This is a genomic window from Treponema sp. OMZ 855 (genome assembly GCF_024181145.1).
In the GTDB taxonomy this organism is placed as follows: domain Bacteria; phylum Spirochaetota; class Spirochaetia; order Treponematales; family Treponemataceae; genus Treponema.
The window spans coordinates 2,438,995-2,458,855 of record NZ_CP051194.1; the positions used below are offsets into that span (position 1 = coordinate 2,438,995).

Genomic DNA, 19,861 nt, shown 5'->3' on the forward strand with positions numbered 1-19,861 from the left:
TGACCTATTTTAGAACGGAAAACGGATTAATCAATCTCCCGTTTTTATAAATAGACAAATGTAAATGTGGGCCGGTAGAATATCCGGTATTACCGACCGCACCCACGACCGCGCCTTGCGTGACATACTGCCCCCGCTTGACATAAATCGCCGATAAATGACCGTAAAGGGACTGATAACCCCGATCATGAGTAATAATGATATAATTCCCAAAAACACGGTTAAATCCTGTTTCGGCAATTTTTCCGTCGAGCGTTGCCTTAACGGATGTCCCTGTCGGCGCAGCCAAATCAACACCTGAATGAAAACTTCGTACCCCCGTAAAAGGATCGCTCCGGTACCCGAATGGTGAGGTAAGTCTACCGTGTATCGGATAGATAAATAATTCACCGAGAGCCTTCCGCAGCTCAAAAGACGAAAGCGATGCGCCGGGAATAAAAAGCTTTTGTCCGACGGCAAGCGTTTCGTGCGTTAAATCGTTTGCATCAAGCAAAGCCGTAACGGGTACATTATGAGCTGCCGCGATGCCCGCAAGGGTTTCGTTCTTTTTAACCGTATACAAAAGGCCGTCTGCCGATGGTATACGCAGTACCTGCCCCGTACTGATGCGGCGCGCATTATCGATATTATTAACCGATAACAACGTTCCGAAATTCCGCAATCCTGCCCGGGAAGCAATACCGCTGATAGTATCCCCCTTTCTAACGGTGTAATCTTTAAATGTTACCGTCGAAACATACCCTTCCGCAGCAGTTACTGCCTCTTGATCGATAAAATTTTCCGCTTCGGGGAAAATATATGAATGCAGTGCACGTCCGGATAAAGGCTCCTCGTTAAAGGTCATTTTCCGTATGGAATAAGAACCTGCACCGGTACGCAGCAACGGGAGTGCCAATAATGCATAGAGGATACTGAAACCCAGTAAAAAAGGCAAAGGGTTCAGCCGCATCAGCGGCATAGTACGATTAACAGCCGCCGACGGCTTGGTATGGGTATACGCTGAACGAACATCATCAAAGCCGGAAAAAAAACGCATATCGGCTGCGACAGCCGCTTGCCGCGCCTGTCCGCCCGTATATCCGCTTTTATGTGTTATCTGAGCCGAAAACGGCATGGAATCACTTTGAAATATGTCCATATCGGACGCATGATACGTTATTATATCCATAGTTACACTATCGGCAAAAAACCGTAAGACCAAAGACCTAGTCGATCTTGAACTTATTTACTGCATTTGACAAATTTTCAACCAAACCCTTTCCCTGCTGTGCAACCGTATTAACTTCCTGCACCGAACGGTTTATCTCTATCGCACCGCTCGCCATTTCATTCATATTGTCAGTAATAAACCGCGTGAAGTTATCCAATTTATACATCTCTTCGGCGACCTGCTCGCCTCCTTTGAGCATCTCCACAGAACCGTTTCTAACCTCTGCAGTAACTGCATTGATATCCTTAATCGCCGATAGAACTTCCCTACTGCCATTTTCCTGCTCTTGCATTGCATCCATAAGAGCCGCGCTCATCGTATTAACTTGTTTGGAAAGATCAAAAATAATACTAAACTTATCTTCAACGCTCTTTGAAGACCCCGTTAAGCTTTCGATTTCGATACTAAGGGCTTTCAGCGTTGTCGTAATATTTTTACCCTGAGCCGAGGATTCCTCTGCGAGTTTTCTAATTTCGTCTGCAACAACCGCGAATCCCTTACCTGACTCTCCGGCATGTGCCGCTTCAATGGCAGCGTTCATTGCAAGAAGGTTGGTCTGGCTGGCAATATTTTGTATAACATTACTTGCATCGATAAGCCCACCGGAAGCCTCCGCGATTTTCTGTGTTACCTTATTCGAACTTACAATAGTACTCTTGCCGTCGGCTGTCGCAGAGGAAAGCCGTTTAATCACATCATCCGTCTTTTCGAGGGTTTGAGTAATCGACACGATATTTGCCGCCATCTGTTCTATAGAAGATGAAGATTGAGCCACACTTCCGGACTGTATTTCAATACTGGAGTTCAGCTGTTTAATAGTTCGGACAATTTCTTCGACAGTAGCGGCCGTTTCACTCACATTCGCAGCCTGTGATAGTATTTGCTGCTGTATTCCTTCAATATTTGCACTGATTTCATGAACGGAATTGGCACTCTCAGTTGTATTCATCGACAACACGCCGATAGCTTCGCCCATTGTCTGCGTATTCGTCTTTACTCCCCTGAGAAGTTCAACGGTATTGGCATAAAAACTATTCAACCGTGTAACAAGCAAACCGAATATATCACGGCGGTTCATTTCAAGCGGCTCGGTAATAAAGTTCCCTACCGCAAGTTTATCCGTAAATCGGAGAATAGACTCTATTTCGTCATTCACGCCCTTATAGAGCGTAAGATTAATAAAAATAGCTCCTCCAACCGTCACGATCAATAAAGGGAGCATAGCATACGTTAATGTAAAAGCAACATCCCTGCCGTTATAAAGTGTTGCGACAAAAGGAGCCACACAAAGAAAGGAAATCCCTATAAAAAGAGCAAAGCCTACCGCCGCACCGCGCTGTGTATATGACAGACTAATATGTTTTTTTTCAAGCGCCAAAAAATTTGTATATCGTTCGATCCGCTGCAGCCAAACAACATAGAAGAACAGGGACACAAAAAACATACACCCGATGGCTGCCAGCACTGTTGCAACAAACATTGCCCAATTCCTCTCCCCTATTAACCAAAGGGCTAGTACCGGTACAACACTTGAAAGAAAGAACGGCACAAAAACACTTACCAGTGAGTATACGGCTAAGGCTTTATTTGCCCTATCAAGACCGTTATCTTCCGAACGCCAGTTTTGAATAATCGGCATACAATTTCGATATAACAGTACCGGAACCGATAGGGTTGCGCAGAGTCCTAATAACGCTGCAGGATTCATAAACATACGCAACAGCACGGCATCCGGTACTATTTTTGTAAACCATGCATACAAGAATGTTAAGCCGAAAACGCCGTTAAAAATTAAAAAGTTTAATACAAAAAGCGATTTTGGCGCTTTAGAAACTGAATGCTCCATGAATTGAGCCTCCTGTTAATAGAGTTATTTGTCGTAACCATCTAAAGGACATCTCTAAAAAACTGAGGGTTTTAGAGGTTCCCTAAAATCAAATCTTCAACCGAACTTAAATGAACTTTACTTTAAAAAATACTATTTGAATTACAGGAGGGCGCGGAAGCGCCGAGAAAAGTATGATAACCGGCTTGGTGATGTCTCAAAAGTTGGTTACTTTTTAGACATCACCATCAGCGTGGCTGATAGCGGGTTTTAAATTAAGCCTTTATATAGTAATAACTTAATCTTAAACATCGCATCTAAATTGATAGACATATTCAGCGATACCGCTTTTGTTTCTACCAATTTTTTAAGCAATCTGTTTTGCTGCCTTGCCCTTTCCGCCAAGCAGTCCGAACAATAACGCACCGATAACGGCCGGAATCAGCCATGCAACACCGATGCTCGAAAGAGGGAGTTTTTGCAGCAGCGCAGCCAAGCCGCCGAATGACACAGGCTGTGCGCCGAAAAGCCCGAGAAAATCGTTGACAATACCTTCGGTTGAGGCAAATGCCTGCAAGCAGCTCACTAAAAGCGTACCAATGGTTCCCCCTACATAGTAGTACCGGTTGGGGATATAGTCATCTAAAAGGTTCATAACGGTTAATAAGATACAAACCGGATACAAGGCTTCCAAAAGCGGAACCGAATACCGGATGATATTTTCTACCCCATAGTTGGCAAGCCAGCAGCTGAATACCGATACGACAATAACGATTGCTTCATAAGAGACCTTATTATTGAACAATTTCTTAAAGAAATGCCCAGCGGTTGCCGTTAAACCGATTGCAGTCGTAATACAAGCAAACGCAATCGAAAGCGACAAAATCACCGTTCCGACATTTCCCCATAAACTTGCACAGATATTGATCAACAGAGCCGTACGGCTGATGTTTTTAGGAAACACCTGCGAAGCAGAGGCGCCTGCATGCAGCAACCCGCCGTACACCAGCAGCAATCCTGCCGCAGCAATTAATCCGGCAGAAAGGTTGATCTTTAACAGCGATTTCCGATCGGAATATCCGCGTTCCTTAATATTATTGATAATGATTGTCGCAAACAACATGGCTGCCAGCGCATCCATCGTCTGATATCCTTCCAAAAAGCCTTTTAAGAAAAAGTTCTGCGGAGGAGGATTCTCAAGCGGCCCGAGCGGAACAATAAAAGCGCGGATAACGATAGCGGCAAGCACGACAATCAGTACCGGTGTTAAATACTTGCCGATAGTATCGATTACTTTCGAGGGTTTAATCGAAAAGATCAATACAATGGTAAAGAATATAATCGAACTGACGACAGGGCTTGTCGATGTACTAAAGGGAAGTACGCCAATTTCATACGTGGTTGCGGCTGTGCGCGGCAGCGCTAATAGCGGCCCGATACCCAGCATAATAACGGTACCGAACACATTAGCAAAAATAGGATGAACCTTACCGGCAAAGTGCTGTACATCGCCGCCCGCTTTCCCCATTGCAAAAATGCCTAAAATAGGAATACAAATACCGGTAATAGAGAATGCGATAAACGTAATAAACCATTTACTGCCGGTCATAAAACCGAGCAGCGGCGGAAAAATAAGATTTCCTGCGCCGAAAAACATTGCAAAGAGTGCAAAGCCGACAATGATACAATCTCGAAGGCCTTTCTTCATAGCGAGTCTCCTAATATATAATTTACGCTAATCCGTCGATATAACCGTTTACAAGGTCTATGCGAAGCGCCTGAGGTTCTTTCGGCAGCCCCGGCATCCGCATCATGTCGCCCATAACCGCAACGATCATCTCGGCGCCATTGTTCACGATAATTTCGCGGACAGTCATATCAAACTGTTCCGGAACGCCGAGTTTTTTGGGGTCGTCGGAAAAAGAATACTGAGTTTTTGCGATACATACCGGATAGGAGTCTACTCCCCACGTACTGATACGCTTCAGCATTTTTTCCGCATCGGCATGATAGGTAACGGTTTTTGCGCCGTATACCTGTTTGCATATTTTCTCAATTTTTGTCTTGATGCTATCACTATCCTGATAGGTAAACACAAGCGGCTTTGAGGGTTCGGCTTCAATCAAACCGGAAACGGTACGGGCAAAATCCGTTGCACCGACCCCTCCGTCGGAAAAGGCGCTGTTTACGGCAAACGGCACACCGGTATTCCGGCAATAGGTGCGGAGACACTCGATTTCTTCATCCGTATCGTAGCCGTATTTATTCAACACCACCAATACCGTCTGCCCAAATGTACGCATGTTTTCAACATGCTTATCCATATTTTTAAACCCGCGGCTAAGCGCCTCTTTATTGGGCTTTGACAGCTCCGCTTCTTGAACGCCACCATGCAATTTAAGCCCACCGGTGGTAACGACAAGTACGGTTAAGGCAGGTGCAAGCCCCGCCTTGCGGCATTTAATGTCAAAGAATTTTTCAGCGCCTAAATCGGCTCCGAATCCCGCTTCGGTAATAACGTAATCGCCGTACGTAAGGGCGGTTTTAGTCGCAATAATGGAATTGCACCCGTGCGCGATATTTGCAAACGGACCGCCGTGTACAAATGCGGGGGTATTTTCGGTTGTCTGCACCAAATTCGGATTAATCGCATTTTTAAGCAGTACGGTAATGGCTCCCGCAACGCCGAGGTCTTTAACCGTAAAGGGCGTGTTGTCCGGACGGTAACCGAGGATAATCTTTTCTATACGGCGGCGTAAATCGTCGATATCGGAAGAGAGGCACAAAATCGCCATAATTTCCGAAGCGGCGGTTATATCAAATCCCGATTCTGCAGGTACACCGTTCCCTTCGCCGAGTCCGGTAACAATTGAACGGAGTGCGCGGTCATTAACATCCAGTACCCGTTTCCAAACTACTTTTTTTAAACCCTGCGGTGTATTCTGCGTCCTAAACACATAGTTGTCCAGCAACGCGCTAATCATATTGTGTGCGGAGGTAACGGCGTGGAAGTCGCCGGTAAAATGTAAATTGATTTCTTCCATAGGGAGCACTTGTGCATAACCGCCGCCCGCAGCCCCGCCTTTCATTCCGAAGCAGGGCCCGAGCGAAGGCTCGCGCAGGGCCAAAACCGCATTTTTCCCTATTTTCTGTAAGCCGAGTGCTAAACCGATGGAAACCGTCGTCTTCCCGATTCCCGCCTTGGTCGGCGTCATGGAAGTAACAAGGATGAGTTTATGCTCTTCTACGCAGGACGGAACAATAGATGTATACGGAATTTTTGCCGTATAAAACCCGTAGGGGATTACTGAGGATGCATCTATATGAAGTTCCGCTGCGATTTTTTGTATCGGTTTAAGCGAAGTCTCGCGTGCGATCTGAATATCGGTTTTCATGCGGGCGAGTTTACTATAATCATATAAAAAAAACAAGGTAACGTCCTTTTAAAATATACGGTATATCTACTGCATTGTCGCATCATCAAAAGTGTACCTCCATGTACACTTTTGATGGCGAGTTTCAGCTGACGCTGAAACATCGCTTCTGTTTAAACCAGCGGCATCCTTGCCGCTACTGAAAATCCTCAACGTTTCAGAACGGACAGGGATGTCCGGGGTTATAAGCAGCTATTTTTTCGGAGAAAACTTCTTTTTCAGCATAGCTTCAACGATGGGCGGCACCATCGTCGATACATCACCGCCGAATGCCGCCAGCTCCTTAATTGAACTGGAACGCAGTACAAAAAATTTAGGATCAGGAACTAAGAATAACGTCTCAATCTGCGGGTTCAAACTCTTGTTCATCATCGCCAAATCAAATTCATATAAAAAATCATTATCATTCCGGACACCGCGGATAAGCACATCCGCTTTAATTTTTTTTGCATAATCAACGATCAGTGAATCCCATAGATGTACCGAAACATTATTCCAGCGGGAAACCAGTTGTTGTATGACCTCCAGCCGTTCCTCGCCGGAAAAACAATAACTCTTGTTTCTATTTACGGCAATGACGACATGGATTTCGGAAAAGAGTTTTTGGGCGCGCTCGATAATATTCAAATGTCCGAAAGTCGGAGGATCAAATGAACCCGCAAAGACAGCTTTTACCATAATGCAGCATATTCCTTTATTCTATTACGATACCAATAGAACACCGCTAAAAGCTCAAAATCGATTTTTAACGGTGACCGATAGTGTCTATTGTATCGCATAAAAGGCTAAACCGCAAATAGTTTTTTTAGGGAGCCGCGGCATCTTTAGGATTTATGATTGGATATTTTACCTGCATACTCTGATGTGTAGCATTAAGAAACGCGAACGATTAAAGACTGGAAAATAAAAGTTTTGGAAAAGTAAGCCGCAAAGCCCGTAAGCTCTGCGGTGAATTAATTCTTACGAGAAATATTACCGGTTAAACTACGGCAGCGGACTATACCGCTCACCATAGTCGTAGGTGTCAAGCTGTTCGTGTTTTTTAAAGAAATTAACAACCAGATAGGTAAAAGGGGTAAAAACTACTTCTATCGTTGTCTTAAAAAGATAATTGGAAAGAGCCATCACCATTAAAACAGAAGATGCGTATAGCCCTGAAAACGCAATCATCACAAAAATGATACTGTCAAGCAGCTCTCCAATCAAGGTGGAGCCGATGGTGCGCATCCACAGGTGTTTGCCGTTGGTAAGTATCTTCATTCTAGAAAGAACGGTAGAATTGCTATACTCGCCGATAAAGTAACCGCAGATACTACCTGCGCTGATGCGAGGCATTTGCAGCAAAATATTATTAAAATCGCTTTGCAGATTCCAGCCGCCCTCTGCCGGCAAAATACTCACCAGCCAGACATTGAACGCCATAAAAATGAGAACGACAAAGCCCGTCCAAATGACTTTCCGCGTATCCCGATAGCCGTACACCTCAGTCAGCACATCGCCGAAGATATACGAAAACGGAAAAAGCAGCGTACCGCCGTCAAATACGAAGGGACCGATCTGCACCATTTTTACTGCCAAAATATTCGACAGTACCAATACACCGATAAAGAGTCCGGAAAGAACCGGCAAGAAATTCTTTTTCTTCATGAAGCCTGCGGCTTCATCTGTCAAAATAGTGTCATTCATTATTTTATTATAGCAAAATCGCAAAAACGGTGATATACTAAATATATCGATTAAAAATGTATTATCTGAGGAGGTAATATGAAAACAATACTGGTAACAGGAGCCCTCGGTCAGATCGGCAGTGAATTGGTTATGCATCTGCGCAAGACCTACGGCGGCAGCAATGTAATTGCAAGTGATGTAGTTAAAAAAGACATGCCGGAAGTGCTTGAATCCGGGCCTTTTGAACAATTAAACGTGTTGGAACCGCAGAAAGTTGCCGATGTATGTAAAAAATATAAAGTAGACACCGTTATTCACTTAGCAGCGCTTCTTTCCGCTGTTGCGGAACGCGATCCGCAAATGGCGTTCAATATCAATATCCACGGATTATACAATATGCTGGAAATCGCCCGGGAGAATAAATACCGATTCTTTGTCCCCAGCTCTATCGCAGCCTTTGGGCCGGGAACCCCGAAAGACAAAACGCCTCAGGACACCATCCAGCGCCCGACATCGATGTACGGCGTAACCAAAGTTTCAGGCGAACTGCTGTGTGACTACTACCACAAGCGCTTCGGCGTCGATACCCGCGGCGTGCGCTTCCCCGGCCTCATCTCGTATACAACTCCTCCGGGCGGCGGCACTACCGACTATGCCGTTGACATTTATTACGAAGCACTGAAAAACAAAAAATACGACTGCTTTATTAAAGAAGGCACCTATATGGACATGATGTATATGCCCGATGCCCTTAAAGCGGTTCAGCAGCTTTTGGAAACCGATGAATCCAAACTGATCCATCGCAACGCCTTTAATATCGGTTCGATGAGTTTCTCTCCGGAAATTATCGCTGCGGAAATTAAAAAGCACATTCCCGAGTTCAAGATGAACTACAAGGTAGATCCCATGCGGCAAGCCATTGCCGATTCATGGCCGAACTCCATCGACGACACTTGTGCACGGAATGAATGGAACTGGAAACCCGAGTACACACTGGAAACGATGACCGTCGATATGCTGGAAAAACTGAGCAAGCGGCTCGGTGTTGCATATCACTCGGCACAAAAATAAAGAAACGTTGCAATGAGCATTAAATTTCATTGAAGAGGAGAAAACAATGAGCAATATTCACGAAATGGCTTTTTTAAAAGAAAAAGTACAGGAATTAAAAGATCAAGGCTTGTATAAGGTACCGGTAACCCTTGACGGGCCAAACGAAGCAGAATGCGTTATTAATGGAAAGAAAGTTATCAACCTTTCATCAAATAACTATCTGGGCTTTGCAAACCATCCCCGTTTAAAGAAGGCGGCAATCGCAGCGATCGAAACCTACGGCGCGGGAGCGGGCGCCGTCCGCCCTATCATCGGAAACATGAAGATTCACGATGAACTCGAAACTCTGCTTGCTACATTCAAGCGGGAAGAAGCGGTGCTCACCTTCCAGTCAGGCTTTAACTGCAACGCCGGGGTTATCCAAGCGGTTACCGACAAGGGCGACCTCATCCTATCCGATGAATTAAACCATGCGTCCATCATCGACGGCTCCCGCCTTTCAAAAGCCGATAAGGCAGTGTTTAAGCACTCCGACATGGCAGACTTAGAGCGGGTTTTAAAAGAAAAGCGCCCCAACTACCGCAACATCCTCATCATCACCGACGGCGTGTTCTCCATGGACGGCGACATTGCCAAGCTACCGGAAATCGTTGCGCTTGCGGAAAAATACGAGTGCCTAACCTACGTGGATGACGCTCACGCAAGCGGTGTATTAGGCGAGAGCGGACGCGGCTCCGTTGACCACTTCCACCTGCACGGCAGAGTAGACTTTGCAATCGGCACCCTGTCCAAGGCAATCGGCGTTGTCGGCGGTTACGTTGCCGGTAAGCAGGTTACTATCGACTGGCTGAAAAACCGCGGACGTCCCTTCCTGTTCTCCACCGGACTCCCCCCCGCCGCTATCGGCGCATGTATCGAAGCCATCAAAATGCTGATGGAATCAACCGAATACACTGACCGGCTGTGGAAAAACGCCCGCTACTTTAAAGAAAAGCTCGCTCGCCTCGGCTTTAACACCGGACATAGCGAAACCCCCATTACGCCGGTCATCATCGGGGAAGAAGCGAAGACCCTTGAGTTCTCCAAAAAGCTGTTCGATAACGGCTTATTCATCGGACCGATCGTGTTCCCCACCGTACCCAAAGGCACCGGACGCGTCCGCTGTATGGTAACGGCAGGACACACCACCGAACAGCTCGACCGCGCTATTGCCATCTTCGAAAAAGTCGGAAAAGAGATGGGCATTATCGCATAAGCAGATCCTAAATGAGAAGAGACGGAAGCTATGATACGGTTCCGGTGATACGGACTGAGCCGTACAGCCAGGGGCAGATACGGTTCGTATAGCCTTTCGTCTCTTTATCTTTTTAGAGATGCCCTATAGTCACAGAAAAATTCATTTTCAAAAGCACCTCATTATTTGCGGCGCAGCTTATTTACTCAAAGAGGAACACTCATGGGAAGTTTAGACTTTTTATCTAAAGATTATCAATTTAAAAAATATAAGAATGTATATGCAGGAATGCTGCAAGGGTTTTATACGATTTTTCGCGTGGATACCAATGCGAAAAAATGTATCCTTACCATCGGCGCCTCTAAAGAGGCTGATGGAGAAGACATGCTCGCTCTTTTGCAACCGCGGCTTTGCGAAATAAAAAAGGTAAAAACGCGTATCGATAACGCAACATTAATCCTTGAATATCCTATACCGGCATTAGGTAACTATAAGAAAACATTCAATTTACTGAATGATACCGTAATCCCGTTCCTTGTAGAAAATAAGTATAAATCCGGCGGATTTATCTATGGTAAAAATGACGGAACAATACGGTTATTTCAAATAGGATCGCAATACCTGTATCTAACCGAAGCTGAGCGGGCAGAAAAAGAAGCCGATCTTACCGCTCAAAAAGAAAAAGACAAAAACACTCAAGAAAATTTTTTACTCGGTACATTGGGCGTTATCGGCGTTGCATTAGCGGGAATCTTACTGTATGTTATCGTCGGAAAAATGAACCTCTATGTTTGGGCGATTCCAGTCTTACTCAGCGCAATATCCTATACTGTATACAAACGACTGGGAAAAAAATTAACTGTAAAAGCCATCGTTATGATTTTGATTGTACTGAGCATAGCGCTCGCAGCGGCAACCGTCTTGGAATACGGCTGGCGTATATACGATGCCGTAAATGAAGCGCCGGATATTGAGCATATCGGCTTTTTCGATGTTTTAAAAGAAACGCCGGAGCTTATCATCACCGAACCGGATATCGCAAAGCTGGTTAAAAGAGATTTATTGGTAAACGGTGGAATTTTAATATTGGCCTCAATTATTACGATAGTAAGCGCTTACAGGCAAGAAGTACGGTTTATCGAAATAAAAAAACTGGATTAAGTATAAAGAGTCATTGCATTATGCTGTATCAGTTATCAGAGGAGAGCCGATATGTTCGGATTGCGATTTGTAAAATTTGAACCAAATGAATATATTCACGTAATTAAAAAAGGACGTGTGGTAAAAAAAGGCCGCGGGCTTTCGTTTTGGTTTTATAAACCTTCGACTTCGATTATTACCGTTCCGCTTGAAACAAAAAACGTACCGTTCATGTTTGAAGAGCTTTCGAGTGATTATCAAACGCTGACCATACAAGGTGATTTGATCTATAAAATAACCGATACCGAAAAAATTATCGATCAAGTTAATTTCTCCGTTGATCTTAAAAATTATGCGTACCTGTCGGACGATCCTGAAAAATTGAGCCGGATTATTATCAATTTGGTAAATACGATGACCAAAACCGAAGTTTCCAAGCTGCCTTTGCGGGAAGCGATACAATCAATTGATCGAATTGCAGGGGCATTAAAAGAAGCGGTGCAGCACAACGAATATCTGCAAAATTTGGGAATTACAATCACAAATATCAATATTCTTTCAATCTTGCCGAACAAAGAAACAGCGCGGGCGTTGGAAGCGGAAACGCGAGAAAATATTCTGCGCGAAGCGGATGATGCGGTGTACAAGCGGCGTAATGCAGCGGTAGAGCAGGAGCGAAAAATAAAAGAAAACGAATTGAACACGCAGATTGCAGTTGAAGAAAAACAGCGGCAAATTATGGAAGCGCACATGGAGGGAAAACGGGCGGTTCAAGAAAAGAAGCGGGTTATTTTACAGGAAGATATGGCATTCAAAATTAAGCAGGAGCAGGAAAATACGAAGCTTATTGAAATTTCCGTTAAGAACAAGAAGACCGAGGCGGATATTAAAGCCTATTCGCTAAACGCCGTTCTGGAGCCGATGTCCAAGATCAATCCCGAAATTATCAAAGCGCTTTCTTCAATCGGTATGGCGCCCGAAAAGCTGATCGCAAATGCGTTTACCGGACTCGCGGAAAACGCCGGTAAAATCGGCGAGCTGAATATCAGTTCGGAACTGTTACAGCAGTTGATGAAAAAATAATGGACAGGCTGATTATTATCCGCCGTCCGACTCGTTTAGATGCGCTTGTCGCGCGGTTTAATACAAAGCAGCAGGCTCAATTTTACATCGAGCATCTGAATGCGGATTTTAAGGATTATGAAGCGGAACACGAAACGTACTATGCGGTACTGGATAAGCTGGTAAAAACCGCGCAAGGTATCGGCAACGTACAAGTTATCGACTGGAAATTTTTACCGAATTTTATATTCGGCAAAAATGATACGATTATCACCGTCGGACAGGACGGTCTTATCGCCAATACTCTGAAATATCTGGAAGCGCAAAAACTGATCGGCATCAATCCCGATTCAAGCAGGTGGGACGGCGTCCTGTCTCAGTTTTCGGTAGATGAGGCCGGAACGGTTATCAGGCAGGCGTTGAATGACGAGGCAACCGTAAAGCAGGTTACCAAAGCGAAAGTACAGCTTTCCGATAATCAGGTGCTGTATGCCGTCAACGATTTTTTTATCGGTGTTAAAAATCATGCGTCGGCACGGTATGCTATTACGGTTGACGGAGCTGTAGAAAATCAATCTTCAAGCGGCATTATCGTTTCTACGCCTCTTGGACGTTCCGGTTGGATGAAAAGCGTATTGGCAGGCGCTTCGGGAATTACCGGCCGCTTATCAAAACAATCGCTCGCAATTAAAGCAAAGTCCGTCATCGATTGGGGCAAAGAACAGCTCACCTTTGCCGTGAGGGAACCGTTCCCGAGCGTCAACACCGGTACAAAGATTATTTTCGGTTCTATCACCCCCGGTACGGATTTCTGCGTTGAATCGAGGATGGGCGAAAACGGCATCATCTTTTCCGATGGCATTCAAGATGATTATCTTGATTTTAATTATTCGGTTGTGGCGCGTATTTCCATCGCGGATTCCAAGGGCAATATCGTAGTGAAATAGAGAGGCTGTTTCCTTTCGAACCTTAGGAACCACGCGTTCCGCCGAGGAAATTTATGGACGTTCCCTATACCCCACATACTCAGCCGCGGGATAGATACATCCTGCGCATGCAATATCGGCGGAACGCCCTGCCTGCACCCATACCGGCTTAAAATAATTTCCGGCAGCCGGTTTGATTTTTTGTATGATGCCGTCGGGACAATAAATGGAAACAGGCACTCGTTTTTCCGGTGAATGAGATGAATATTCGCAGGTTGCTGCGGAAGAAAGCAATTCGCATACCCGCGTCAAGAAAGCAATTCGTTCTTCAAGCTCAAAGATAAAACGGGAATAAAAAGCGAGCACCCCAAAGTCATTGCCGGAAAGTGCGCTCTGCTCAAGCTGCTGCAGCAAGCAATTCAGCATTAGAAAGGCAGACTTCGATTCTTGATAGCGGGCAGCGGAATACTCGCAGCCATACACCTGTTGCAGCACTGTCTTGAGTGTTTCCGCATCGTTGTATATATGCACAGGTTTTTGCGTACACTGCCGGAATGCGGTTTCGACAGCAGGGCAACAACCGTCAAGCACATACATCTTGGAAGAATACAGAAGCGGACACTTTTGCGTCGTTAAATATACCATCGTACTCTTGATTGCATCGCAGGCAGGATAATCACCGTGTTTAAAAATAAAGGCATCCACTCCGACAATCGGCACCGGCACAAGACCGCAGCCGTAGATGAGCGCTTCGTCGATAACGGGAGACTGAGCTTCCGAATACGCAGAGCCGAATACCCCAACGATATTATCATCCGCCTGCATCCGCAGTGTTGCATCTACATACGCCTCTCTGCGGAGGTCGGGAGCATAGTCAATTATTTCCTGTAATGAAGCATGCTTAAAATCTAATTCCATACGCCGATCGTTTTATTCCTGTTCAAATTTTTTACGTTTCTAATTAAGTTCCCAGTGTCCGTTATTCCCGGTACCGACATATCGTAGATTCTCTATCTCTTTTATGGTTCTCTGGATAGTTTTTACACTTACGCCGGCACTATCTGCAATAGCTTGTCTTGTAATTTTATTATTTGACCTCACCTTTGCCTTTATAAATTCAATCAGCTCCTTCTTATTCTGAGGGACATTGTGAGGGACATTGTGAGAGACATTGTGAGGGACATTTTTTTCGCCGACTTTTTCTGTCGCAATCTTCTTGAGTGGAATAATCGTTCTGAATATATCTCCTTCTTCAAAAATAGGATTTTTTCCCGAATACAGCTGTGTGTACTTATAGGTGTTACGCATACCGGAACCAAGCTCATCGGCAATTCCAATTTCCCTAAAAACTTTAGATATTGACGGATTTTTAGGAAACGGTTCGAATTTTTGCAAATCCAATGCGCCTATCCCATGTGCTACATTGCTATTTTCGATAGTAATTTTTTCATCATCAATAATCATTTTCGCAGGAAAGCCGCTTGAATAATCCCTGTGGGCTAATGTGTTGGAAACTACTTCTCGGAGTATCCTATCTCTTGCATTGACATTAACAATGCCCTCTAAAACAAACAAGTCATTCAAATGCTTTCTGCCAAAGTTGATAAGCCTATCATAACTGTCAATCAGATTGGTAATGACGACATCTCTGTCATCATATCGGTCTTTGTTCTCTACTCTAAATAGTGCATCCGTTTTATGCTGTGATAAAACGGACATAATGGCGTTGTCTTTTCCAAATAATAAAATGGCTGCTAAGGTAATACCTTCTCTATTTGTTTCCGGATCAATTAAAATTAAATTAGCCGTTCTCAGAAGTTCTTCATCATTCATACTCATCCATAAATGATTTTGATTCCTTGCAATAGCCATTTTTCGTGCTTTTTCAATTACCGCTGAGTTTAAACAATCTATTCCCAAATTAGGATAGACCTTATTTACAAAATAGGTGCTTTGTTTCCGCGCATAAAGCTTATATACCAGTTCCGCATTATCGGTAATATTTATATCACCCTCGTAAGATCTATCCCAAATGCGCCCATTGTGCCTGCACACCTGACAGCCTTTTGGCACTCTAATATAAATAAGTTTCTTGCCTTCCATATCTATTGAAACAGGTGTTAAGTATAAAGGCGGATATATTTTTTGCGAATTATTAATAGCTGTTGTAAATTCCCTTGTTATTTTATCAACCATGTCAGGATTAACGCCGGTAATTTCTCTTTTGTCGTTAACTCCTAATACTATATGACCGCCGTTTCTATTGTTAAAAGAACAAACGGAATCATATACGTCTTTTGATAAGGCATTCTTTGATTCTTTAAATTCAACATCAATTTTTTCACCGTTTTGAATGAGTTTCTTTATTTCTTCTGGTGTCATAATTCTCCTTATGCTGATTTTATCACGCCAAGAGCTTATTTTCCATACCGGAATATTTATCGGCAGGGCAACCGCATTAAAAATATTTTTAGCGGTTGCCTTCCTTCTGTGCGAAATTTCATAGGTATAAGGTGAGCGTCTACAATGACGCCGCTCACCTTAACCGTCAAGTTTTCTTTCGAAAACTTGCGTATTGATGTGTGCGCTTTTCGCGCACGAATGCAACAGTTTCCAAAATTCATATTTTGTTCAACTGTTGCATTTTAAGGAAATAAAATTTCGCACATTTTTTTCAACAGGCGGGTAAACGCATCAGGTAGAGTAAATAAAAACCGCAGAAAAATTGAGACTGTGAGACCATTTGAACCGCGAAGAGGTTCAACTCTGGTCGAATAGTATCGATTTTTCCGCGGGAATGTTAAAAAACGACCTGATGCGTTTACCCTGATTTATCATTTGCATCGGTATCGGAAAAGTAGTACAATCGCACCGTTAAAAATAAGACACTGTCGGATAATGTAAGCATATTGCTCGACATGGAGTTTTAACATTTTTATCGGGAGATTTTATGAAAAAAGCGGCTATTATCTATGCGTCGGTTCATCATGGAAATACGGAAAAAGTAGTTACGGCAATGGCGCACGACATGCCGGTAACGCTGTTTAAAGTAGAGCAAGCTCAAAATATCGATTTTTCGGAATACGATTGTGTCGGCTTCGCTTCGGGAATATATGCAGGAAGATTTCACAAATCGATATATGCATTTTTGAAACAGCACCGGACTGAACTTCCGAAATATGCTTTCGCCGTATGTACGAGCGGAGTGGGAAAAGGTCGATATGCAAAAAAATTTGCCGGCTATTTACAGGCGAACGGCTTTACCGTATTGGGTGAATTTGAATGTAAAGGATTTGATACCTTCGGACCATTCAAGCTGTTCGGCGGCTTAGGGAAAGGCCACCCTGACGATAAAGAACTTGCAGACGGGGTTGCGTTTATTCAGAAGATTATGTTAACGTCTATCTAAGTTTATAAAGGAGAACTCTATGTGTAAAAAACTTTGTTCATTAGCAATCTTGGTTGTGATGCTTGCAGCTTTGCCTGTATGGGCAGGCGGAAAGCAGGACAAAAAAGCATCGGAAGGTTTTGCAACCGTAACCGATCATCAGGGCAGAACCGTTGTTATCCCCAAAAAGCCGGAGCGGATTGTCGCGCCGTTTTATATTCTCAGCAACACGGCATTGGCAATCGGCTGTCGGGACTATATCGTGTCGGGCGACGACGGAAAAAGCGGTCGGCCGTTTATTAAAGAATTCGCTCCCGAACTGGCGGATAAACCCGCATGCGGCGGCGCAAAGAACTTGAACCTTGAAGCAGTTGCTTCTCTGTCTCCCGATCTCATTTTAGTGCCGTTTAAAGCCGCACAGCAGCTTCCCCAAATCGAAGCGCTCGGTGTTCCTGCATTGGTGATTGAGCCTGAAACGATGAAGAATTTTTTCAGCTATGTTGAAATGCTCGGCGCCGCTTCCGGTAATCGCGAACAAGCGCAAAAGCTGCTCACTTTTTATACGACAATCTTAAATGATGTCGCAGGTTTCGTAAAAGGCGAACCGGCGGTATCCGTTTATGTGGCTAGCCGCTCCGATCCTCTGAACGCGCTCAGCCCCAAGATGTTCCAAGCGGAACTCGTTGCGGCAGCAGGCGGAAAATTGGTAAGCGATGACATTACCGATGTCTATTGGACAAAAGTATCGCTGGAGCAAGTCCAGAAATACGCCCCGCAGGTTATCGTTGCCGCAACGGGCTCGAAGGTAACTCCGGCAGAACTCGCCGGAAAGGCTGAATGGAAGGGCATTCCTGCAGTCGATAACGGCAAGGTCTATGTATTCCCGTCAAGTGTTGACGAGTGGGATTCCCCCATTCCGTGCTCATGCCTCGGTGTTATCTGGCTTGCCGATAAACTGCATCCGGGAAAAGTTCCTGCCGGTTATTTAGCGGAAAAAACCAAGGCCTTTTATCGGGACTTCTTCGGTAAAGAAAAAGACCTCGCCTCTCTTAATGTAAAATAAAAAGATAAAACCTTTCAATGCAGATGCGGTACCGGACTAAACTGATATGTGCAGCTTGTATAATGCCTCTGGCGGCGCTGATATTCTCGCTGAGCTGGGGGCGTTATCCGCTCTCTTTTATTAAAATACTTTCCATCCTGTTCCGCACCGATGCATTTGCGGCGGTAACTACAGCCGATTACAATATCTTTATGAACATTAGGCTGCCGCGCACCCTCTTTGTCTTTCTTTCGGGGGGCGCAATCGGGTTAAGCGGGGTAAGCCTGCAAAGCCTGTTCCGTAATCCGCTGGTAGCGCCCGACATTATCGGGGTTTCTACCGGCGCTTCCCTCGGCGCGGCAATCGGTATCGTGCTGCTCCATACAAGTGCGGCAGGCATCCAGCTTTGCGCCTTTGCGGGCGGCATCGGGGCGACGTTGCTTGTGTTGCAGCTTTCGAACATCGGCGGAGAACACAGCCTGATACGCCTCGTGCTTGCAGGCGTCATTATCAATGCGCTTGCCGGAGCAGGCGTATCCCTTATCAAATACATGGCGGATCCGCTCAATGAGCTGCCTGCTCTGGAGTTCTGGCTGATGGGCTGTTTTAACGTTATCACGTGGAAAAAGCTCGCCGCCTTTTTGCCGATTGCCGTTGCGGGATGCAGCTTTATTATCCTGTTCCGCAGGCAGCTCAATATTCTCTCGCTCGGTGATGAAGAAGCGGCGGCGCTCGGTACGCCGGTTAAAAAGATGCGGCTGCTGTTTATTATCACCTCGACATTGTTGGTTGCAAGCGTCGTGTCCGCTGCGGGTATCATCAGTTGGATCGGGCTTATTGCGCCGCATGTTATCCGGCTGCTGTTCGGCAATAACAATTACAAAGTTGCCCCGCTTTCCTTTATGTGCGGCGCCGCCCTGCTGCTGTTTGCGGATACCGTTGCCCGCTCCCTGTCCGGCAATGAGATACCGGTCAGTATTATCACGGCTGTCATAGGCGCGCCGATTCTTGCGCAGTTGATGCTCCGCCGGAACAACGATATTTGGATTGGAATATGAACGCGGCTTTTGAGCTTGACGGCGTTACGGCGGTGCGGGGAACCCAGCCTATTCTGAAAGACCTCCGGCTGGATATTCCGCAGCAACAGGTTATTGCGCTGATAGGCCCTAACGGCGCGGGCAAAACAACACTTTTGCGGCTGCTCGCCGGATTGGATACGCCCGCGTCCGGTACGCTCTCCGTATTAGGAGAAAATGCGGCGCAGCTTACACGAAAGCGATTTGCCCAAAAAGTATGCTACATTCCGCAGGGACATTCCGGCGTATTTACCTACACGGTACGCGACTTTGTCGTGATGGGACGTAATCCCCATCAAACCGCGCTGCAAGCCCCTTCGCAAAAAGATTGGGAATATGTCGACCATGCGCTCGATATATTCGGTTTAACGCAATTCGCCGACCGCTATTACAGTCAGCTCAGTTCCGGGGAATCGCGGCTTGTGATGCTTGCCCGCGGCATGGTACAGGATGCGCCCATCATCCTCTTGGATGAACCGACCGCCAATCTCGACTTTTACAACGAGCATAAGATTATGCAGATTACCCGTAAGCTTTGTACAAAAGTGCACAAGACGGTGCTCGTTTCTATTCATAACCCCGCGCTTGCCTTGCAATACGCCGACCTTGTCTACTGCATTTACGGCGGAGGTATCGCTGCCGTGGAAGAAAAAACTAATCCCGATTTTGAACGCAATATTACCGCAATGCTGAATGTTATGTACGCAGAAAAAGGATGCGGTGCTATCCGGCTTCAACGCATCGATGATATCCCGTTTGTGTATTTGAAGTAACGGCAGCTACAGTTGCGGGACAACCTTTTT

At 45.3% G+C, this 19,861-nt stretch carries 17 protein-coding genes; 9 read left to right on the plus strand and 8 right to left on the minus strand.

Going from position 1 to position 19,861, the window contains the following annotated elements; all coding sequences use genetic code 11:
• Window positions 1-4: 4 nt before the first annotated feature.
• The 6 genes from E4N65_RS11080 to E4N65_RS11105 form a co-directional block, all read right to left on the minus strand.
• On the minus strand, window positions 5-1,168 hold the full coding sequence (locus E4N65_RS11080) for a peptidoglycan DD-metalloendopeptidase family protein (protein ID WP_253673275.1): 1,164 nt from the start codon (window positions 1,166-1,168) through the stop codon (window positions 5-7).
• 37 nt (window positions 1,169-1,205) lie between these two features.
• Window positions 1,206-3,056 (minus strand): methyl-accepting chemotaxis protein, encoded by a 1,851-nt coding sequence (locus E4N65_RS11085; RefSeq protein ID WP_253673276.1) that lies wholly within the window; start codon window positions 3,054-3,056, stop codon window positions 1,206-1,208.
• A 346-nt stretch (window positions 3,057-3,402) separates the two neighbouring features.
• The gene (gene brnQ, locus E4N65_RS11090; protein ID WP_253673278.1) at window positions 3,403-4,743 is read right to left on the minus strand and encodes a branched-chain amino acid transport system II carrier protein; all 1,341 of its coding nucleotides are present in this window, start codon (window positions 4,741-4,743) and stop codon (window positions 3,403-3,405) included.
• Window positions 4,744-4,765: 22 nt separating this feature from the next.
• Entirely contained in the window at window positions 4,766-6,430 is a 1,665-nt protein-coding gene (locus E4N65_RS11095) for a formate--tetrahydrofolate ligase (protein ID WP_253673279.1), read from the minus strand.
• Between the two features lie 231 nt (window positions 6,431-6,661).
• Entirely contained in the window at window positions 6,662-7,147 is a 486-nt protein-coding gene (gene coaD, locus E4N65_RS11100) for a pantetheine-phosphate adenylyltransferase (protein ID WP_253673280.1), read from the minus strand.
• 306 nt (window positions 7,148-7,453) lie between these two features.
• Entirely contained in the window at window positions 7,454-8,155 is a 702-nt protein-coding gene (locus tag E4N65_RS11105; RefSeq protein ID WP_253673281.1) for a queuosine precursor transporter, read from the minus strand.
• A gap of 78 nt (window positions 8,156-8,233) precedes the next feature.
• On the opposite strand from E4N65_RS11105, the gene E4N65_RS11110 reads away from it, so the two are divergent.
• The 5 genes from E4N65_RS11110 (at window position 8,234) to E4N65_RS11130 (ending at window position 13,573) form a co-directional block, all read left to right on the plus strand.
• Window positions 8,234-9,208 (plus strand): L-threonine 3-dehydrogenase, encoded by a 975-nt coding sequence (locus E4N65_RS11110; RefSeq protein WP_044014601.1) that lies wholly within the window; start codon window positions 8,234-8,236, stop codon window positions 9,206-9,208.
• Window positions 9,209-9,254: 46 nt separating this feature from the next.
• Window positions 9,255-10,445, plus strand: a complete 1,191-nt coding sequence (locus tag E4N65_RS11115; RefSeq protein WP_044014599.1) for a glycine C-acetyltransferase — start codon at window positions 9,255-9,257, stop codon at window positions 10,443-10,445.
• Between the two features lie 201 nt (window positions 10,446-10,646).
• The gene (locus tag E4N65_RS11120) at window positions 10,647-11,585 is read left to right on the plus strand and encodes a hypothetical protein (protein WP_044014597.1); all 939 of its coding nucleotides are present in this window, start codon (window positions 10,647-10,649) and stop codon (window positions 11,583-11,585) included.
• A 51-nt stretch (window positions 11,586-11,636) separates the two neighbouring features.
• Window positions 11,637-12,647, plus strand: a complete 1,011-nt coding sequence (locus E4N65_RS11125; RefSeq protein ID WP_044014595.1) for an SPFH domain-containing protein — start codon at window positions 11,637-11,639, stop codon at window positions 12,645-12,647.
• On the plus strand, window positions 12,647-13,573 hold the full coding sequence (locus E4N65_RS11130) for an NAD(+)/NADH kinase (RefSeq protein ID WP_044014593.1): 927 nt from the start codon (window positions 12,647-12,649) through the stop codon (window positions 13,571-13,573). Before E4N65_RS11125 ends, E4N65_RS11130 begins: the two co-directional genes overlap by 1 nt.
• A gap of 51 nt (window positions 13,574-13,624) precedes the next feature.
• Here the strand turns inward: E4N65_RS11130 and E4N65_RS11135 are convergent, their stop codons facing one another.
• Both E4N65_RS11135 and E4N65_RS11140 read right to left on the minus strand, forming a co-directional pair.
• Window positions 13,625-14,470, minus strand: a complete 846-nt coding sequence (locus E4N65_RS11135) for a hypothetical protein (RefSeq protein ID WP_044014592.1) — start codon at window positions 14,468-14,470, stop codon at window positions 13,625-13,627.
• A gap of 39 nt (window positions 14,471-14,509) precedes the next feature.
• The gene (locus E4N65_RS11140; protein ID WP_044017105.1) at window positions 14,510-15,934 is read right to left on the minus strand and encodes an AlbA family DNA-binding domain-containing protein; all 1,425 of its coding nucleotides are present in this window, start codon (window positions 15,932-15,934) and stop codon (window positions 14,510-14,512) included.
• Window positions 15,935-16,502: 568 nt separating this feature from the next.
• Here E4N65_RS11140 and E4N65_RS11145 point away from each other — a divergent pair.
• From E4N65_RS11145 to E4N65_RS11160, 4 genes are all read left to right on the plus strand, one after another.
• Window positions 16,503-16,961, plus strand: a complete 459-nt coding sequence (locus tag E4N65_RS11145; protein WP_044014589.1) for a flavodoxin domain-containing protein — start codon at window positions 16,503-16,505, stop codon at window positions 16,959-16,961.
• Window positions 16,962-16,980: 19 nt separating this feature from the next.
• On the plus strand, window positions 16,981-18,003 hold the full coding sequence (locus E4N65_RS11150) for an ABC transporter substrate-binding protein (RefSeq protein WP_253673282.1): 1,023 nt from the start codon (window positions 16,981-16,983) through the stop codon (window positions 18,001-18,003).
• 62 nt (window positions 18,004-18,065) lie between these two features.
• The gene (locus E4N65_RS11155) at window positions 18,066-19,040 is read left to right on the plus strand and encodes a FecCD family ABC transporter permease (RefSeq protein ID WP_253673283.1); all 975 of its coding nucleotides are present in this window, start codon (window positions 18,066-18,068) and stop codon (window positions 19,038-19,040) included.
• A complete protein-coding gene (locus E4N65_RS11160; RefSeq protein ID WP_253673284.1) occupies window positions 19,037-19,831 on the plus strand; it encodes an ABC transporter ATP-binding protein in 795 nt (264 codons plus the stop codon). The genes E4N65_RS11155 and E4N65_RS11160 overlap by 4 nt, the downstream gene beginning before the upstream one ends.
• Window positions 19,832-19,861 lie beyond the last annotated feature (30 nt).

What these genes read in the sequence shown, in the direction of transcription:
- E4N65_RS11125 (WP_044014595.1), top strand. Translation starts at nt 11,637, where the DNA reads ATGTTCGGATTGCGATTTGTAAAATTTGAACCAAATGAATATATTCAC.
- E4N65_RS11110 (WP_044014601.1), top strand. Translation starts at nt 8,234, where the DNA reads ATGAAAACAATACTGGTAACAGGAGCCCTCGGTCAGATCGGCAGTGAA.
- E4N65_RS11085 (WP_253673276.1), bottom strand. Translation starts at nt 3,056, where the DNA reads ATGGAGCATTCAGTTTCTAAAGCGCCAAAATCGCTTTTTGTATTAAAC.
- E4N65_RS11095 (WP_253673279.1), bottom strand. Translation starts at nt 6,430, where the DNA reads ATGAAAACCGATATTCAGATCGCACGCGAGACTTCGCTTAAACCGATA.
- E4N65_RS11155 (WP_253673283.1), top strand. Translation starts at nt 18,066, where the DNA reads ATGCCTCTGGCGGCGCTGATATTCTCGCTGAGCTGGGGGCGTTATCCG.
- E4N65_RS11135 (WP_044014592.1), bottom strand. Translation starts at nt 14,470, where the DNA reads ATGGAATTAGATTTTAAGCATGCTTCATTACAGGAAATAATTGACTAT.
- E4N65_RS11150 (WP_253673282.1), top strand. Translation starts at nt 16,981, where the DNA reads ATGTGTAAAAAACTTTGTTCATTAGCAATCTTGGTTGTGATGCTTGCA.
- E4N65_RS11120 (WP_044014597.1), top strand. Translation starts at nt 10,647, where the DNA reads ATGGGAAGTTTAGACTTTTTATCTAAAGATTATCAATTTAAAAAATAT.
- E4N65_RS11080 (WP_253673275.1), bottom strand. Translation starts at nt 1,168, where the DNA reads ATGGATATAATAACGTATCATGCGTCCGATATGGACATATTTCAAAGT.
- E4N65_RS11140 (WP_044017105.1), bottom strand. Translation starts at nt 15,934, where the DNA reads ATGACACCAGAAGAAATAAAGAAACTCATTCAAAACGGTGAAAAAATT.
- E4N65_RS11145 (WP_044014589.1), top strand. Translation starts at nt 16,503, where the DNA reads ATGAAAAAAGCGGCTATTATCTATGCGTCGGTTCATCATGGAAATACG.
- brnQ (WP_253673278.1), bottom strand. Translation starts at nt 4,743, where the DNA reads ATGAAGAAAGGCCTTCGAGATTGTATCATTGTCGGCTTTGCACTCTTT.
- E4N65_RS11130 (WP_044014593.1), top strand. Translation starts at nt 12,647, where the DNA reads ATGGACAGGCTGATTATTATCCGCCGTCCGACTCGTTTAGATGCGCTT.
- coaD (WP_253673280.1), bottom strand. Translation starts at nt 7,147, where the DNA reads ATGGTAAAAGCTGTCTTTGCGGGTTCATTTGATCCTCCGACTTTCGGA.
- E4N65_RS11105 (WP_253673281.1), bottom strand. Translation starts at nt 8,155, where the DNA reads ATGAATGACACTATTTTGACAGATGAAGCCGCAGGCTTCATGAAGAAA.
- E4N65_RS11115 (WP_044014599.1), top strand. Translation starts at nt 9,255, where the DNA reads ATGAGCAATATTCACGAAATGGCTTTTTTAAAAGAAAAAGTACAGGAA.
- E4N65_RS11160 (WP_253673284.1), top strand. Translation starts at nt 19,037, where the DNA reads ATGAACGCGGCTTTTGAGCTTGACGGCGTTACGGCGGTGCGGGGAACC.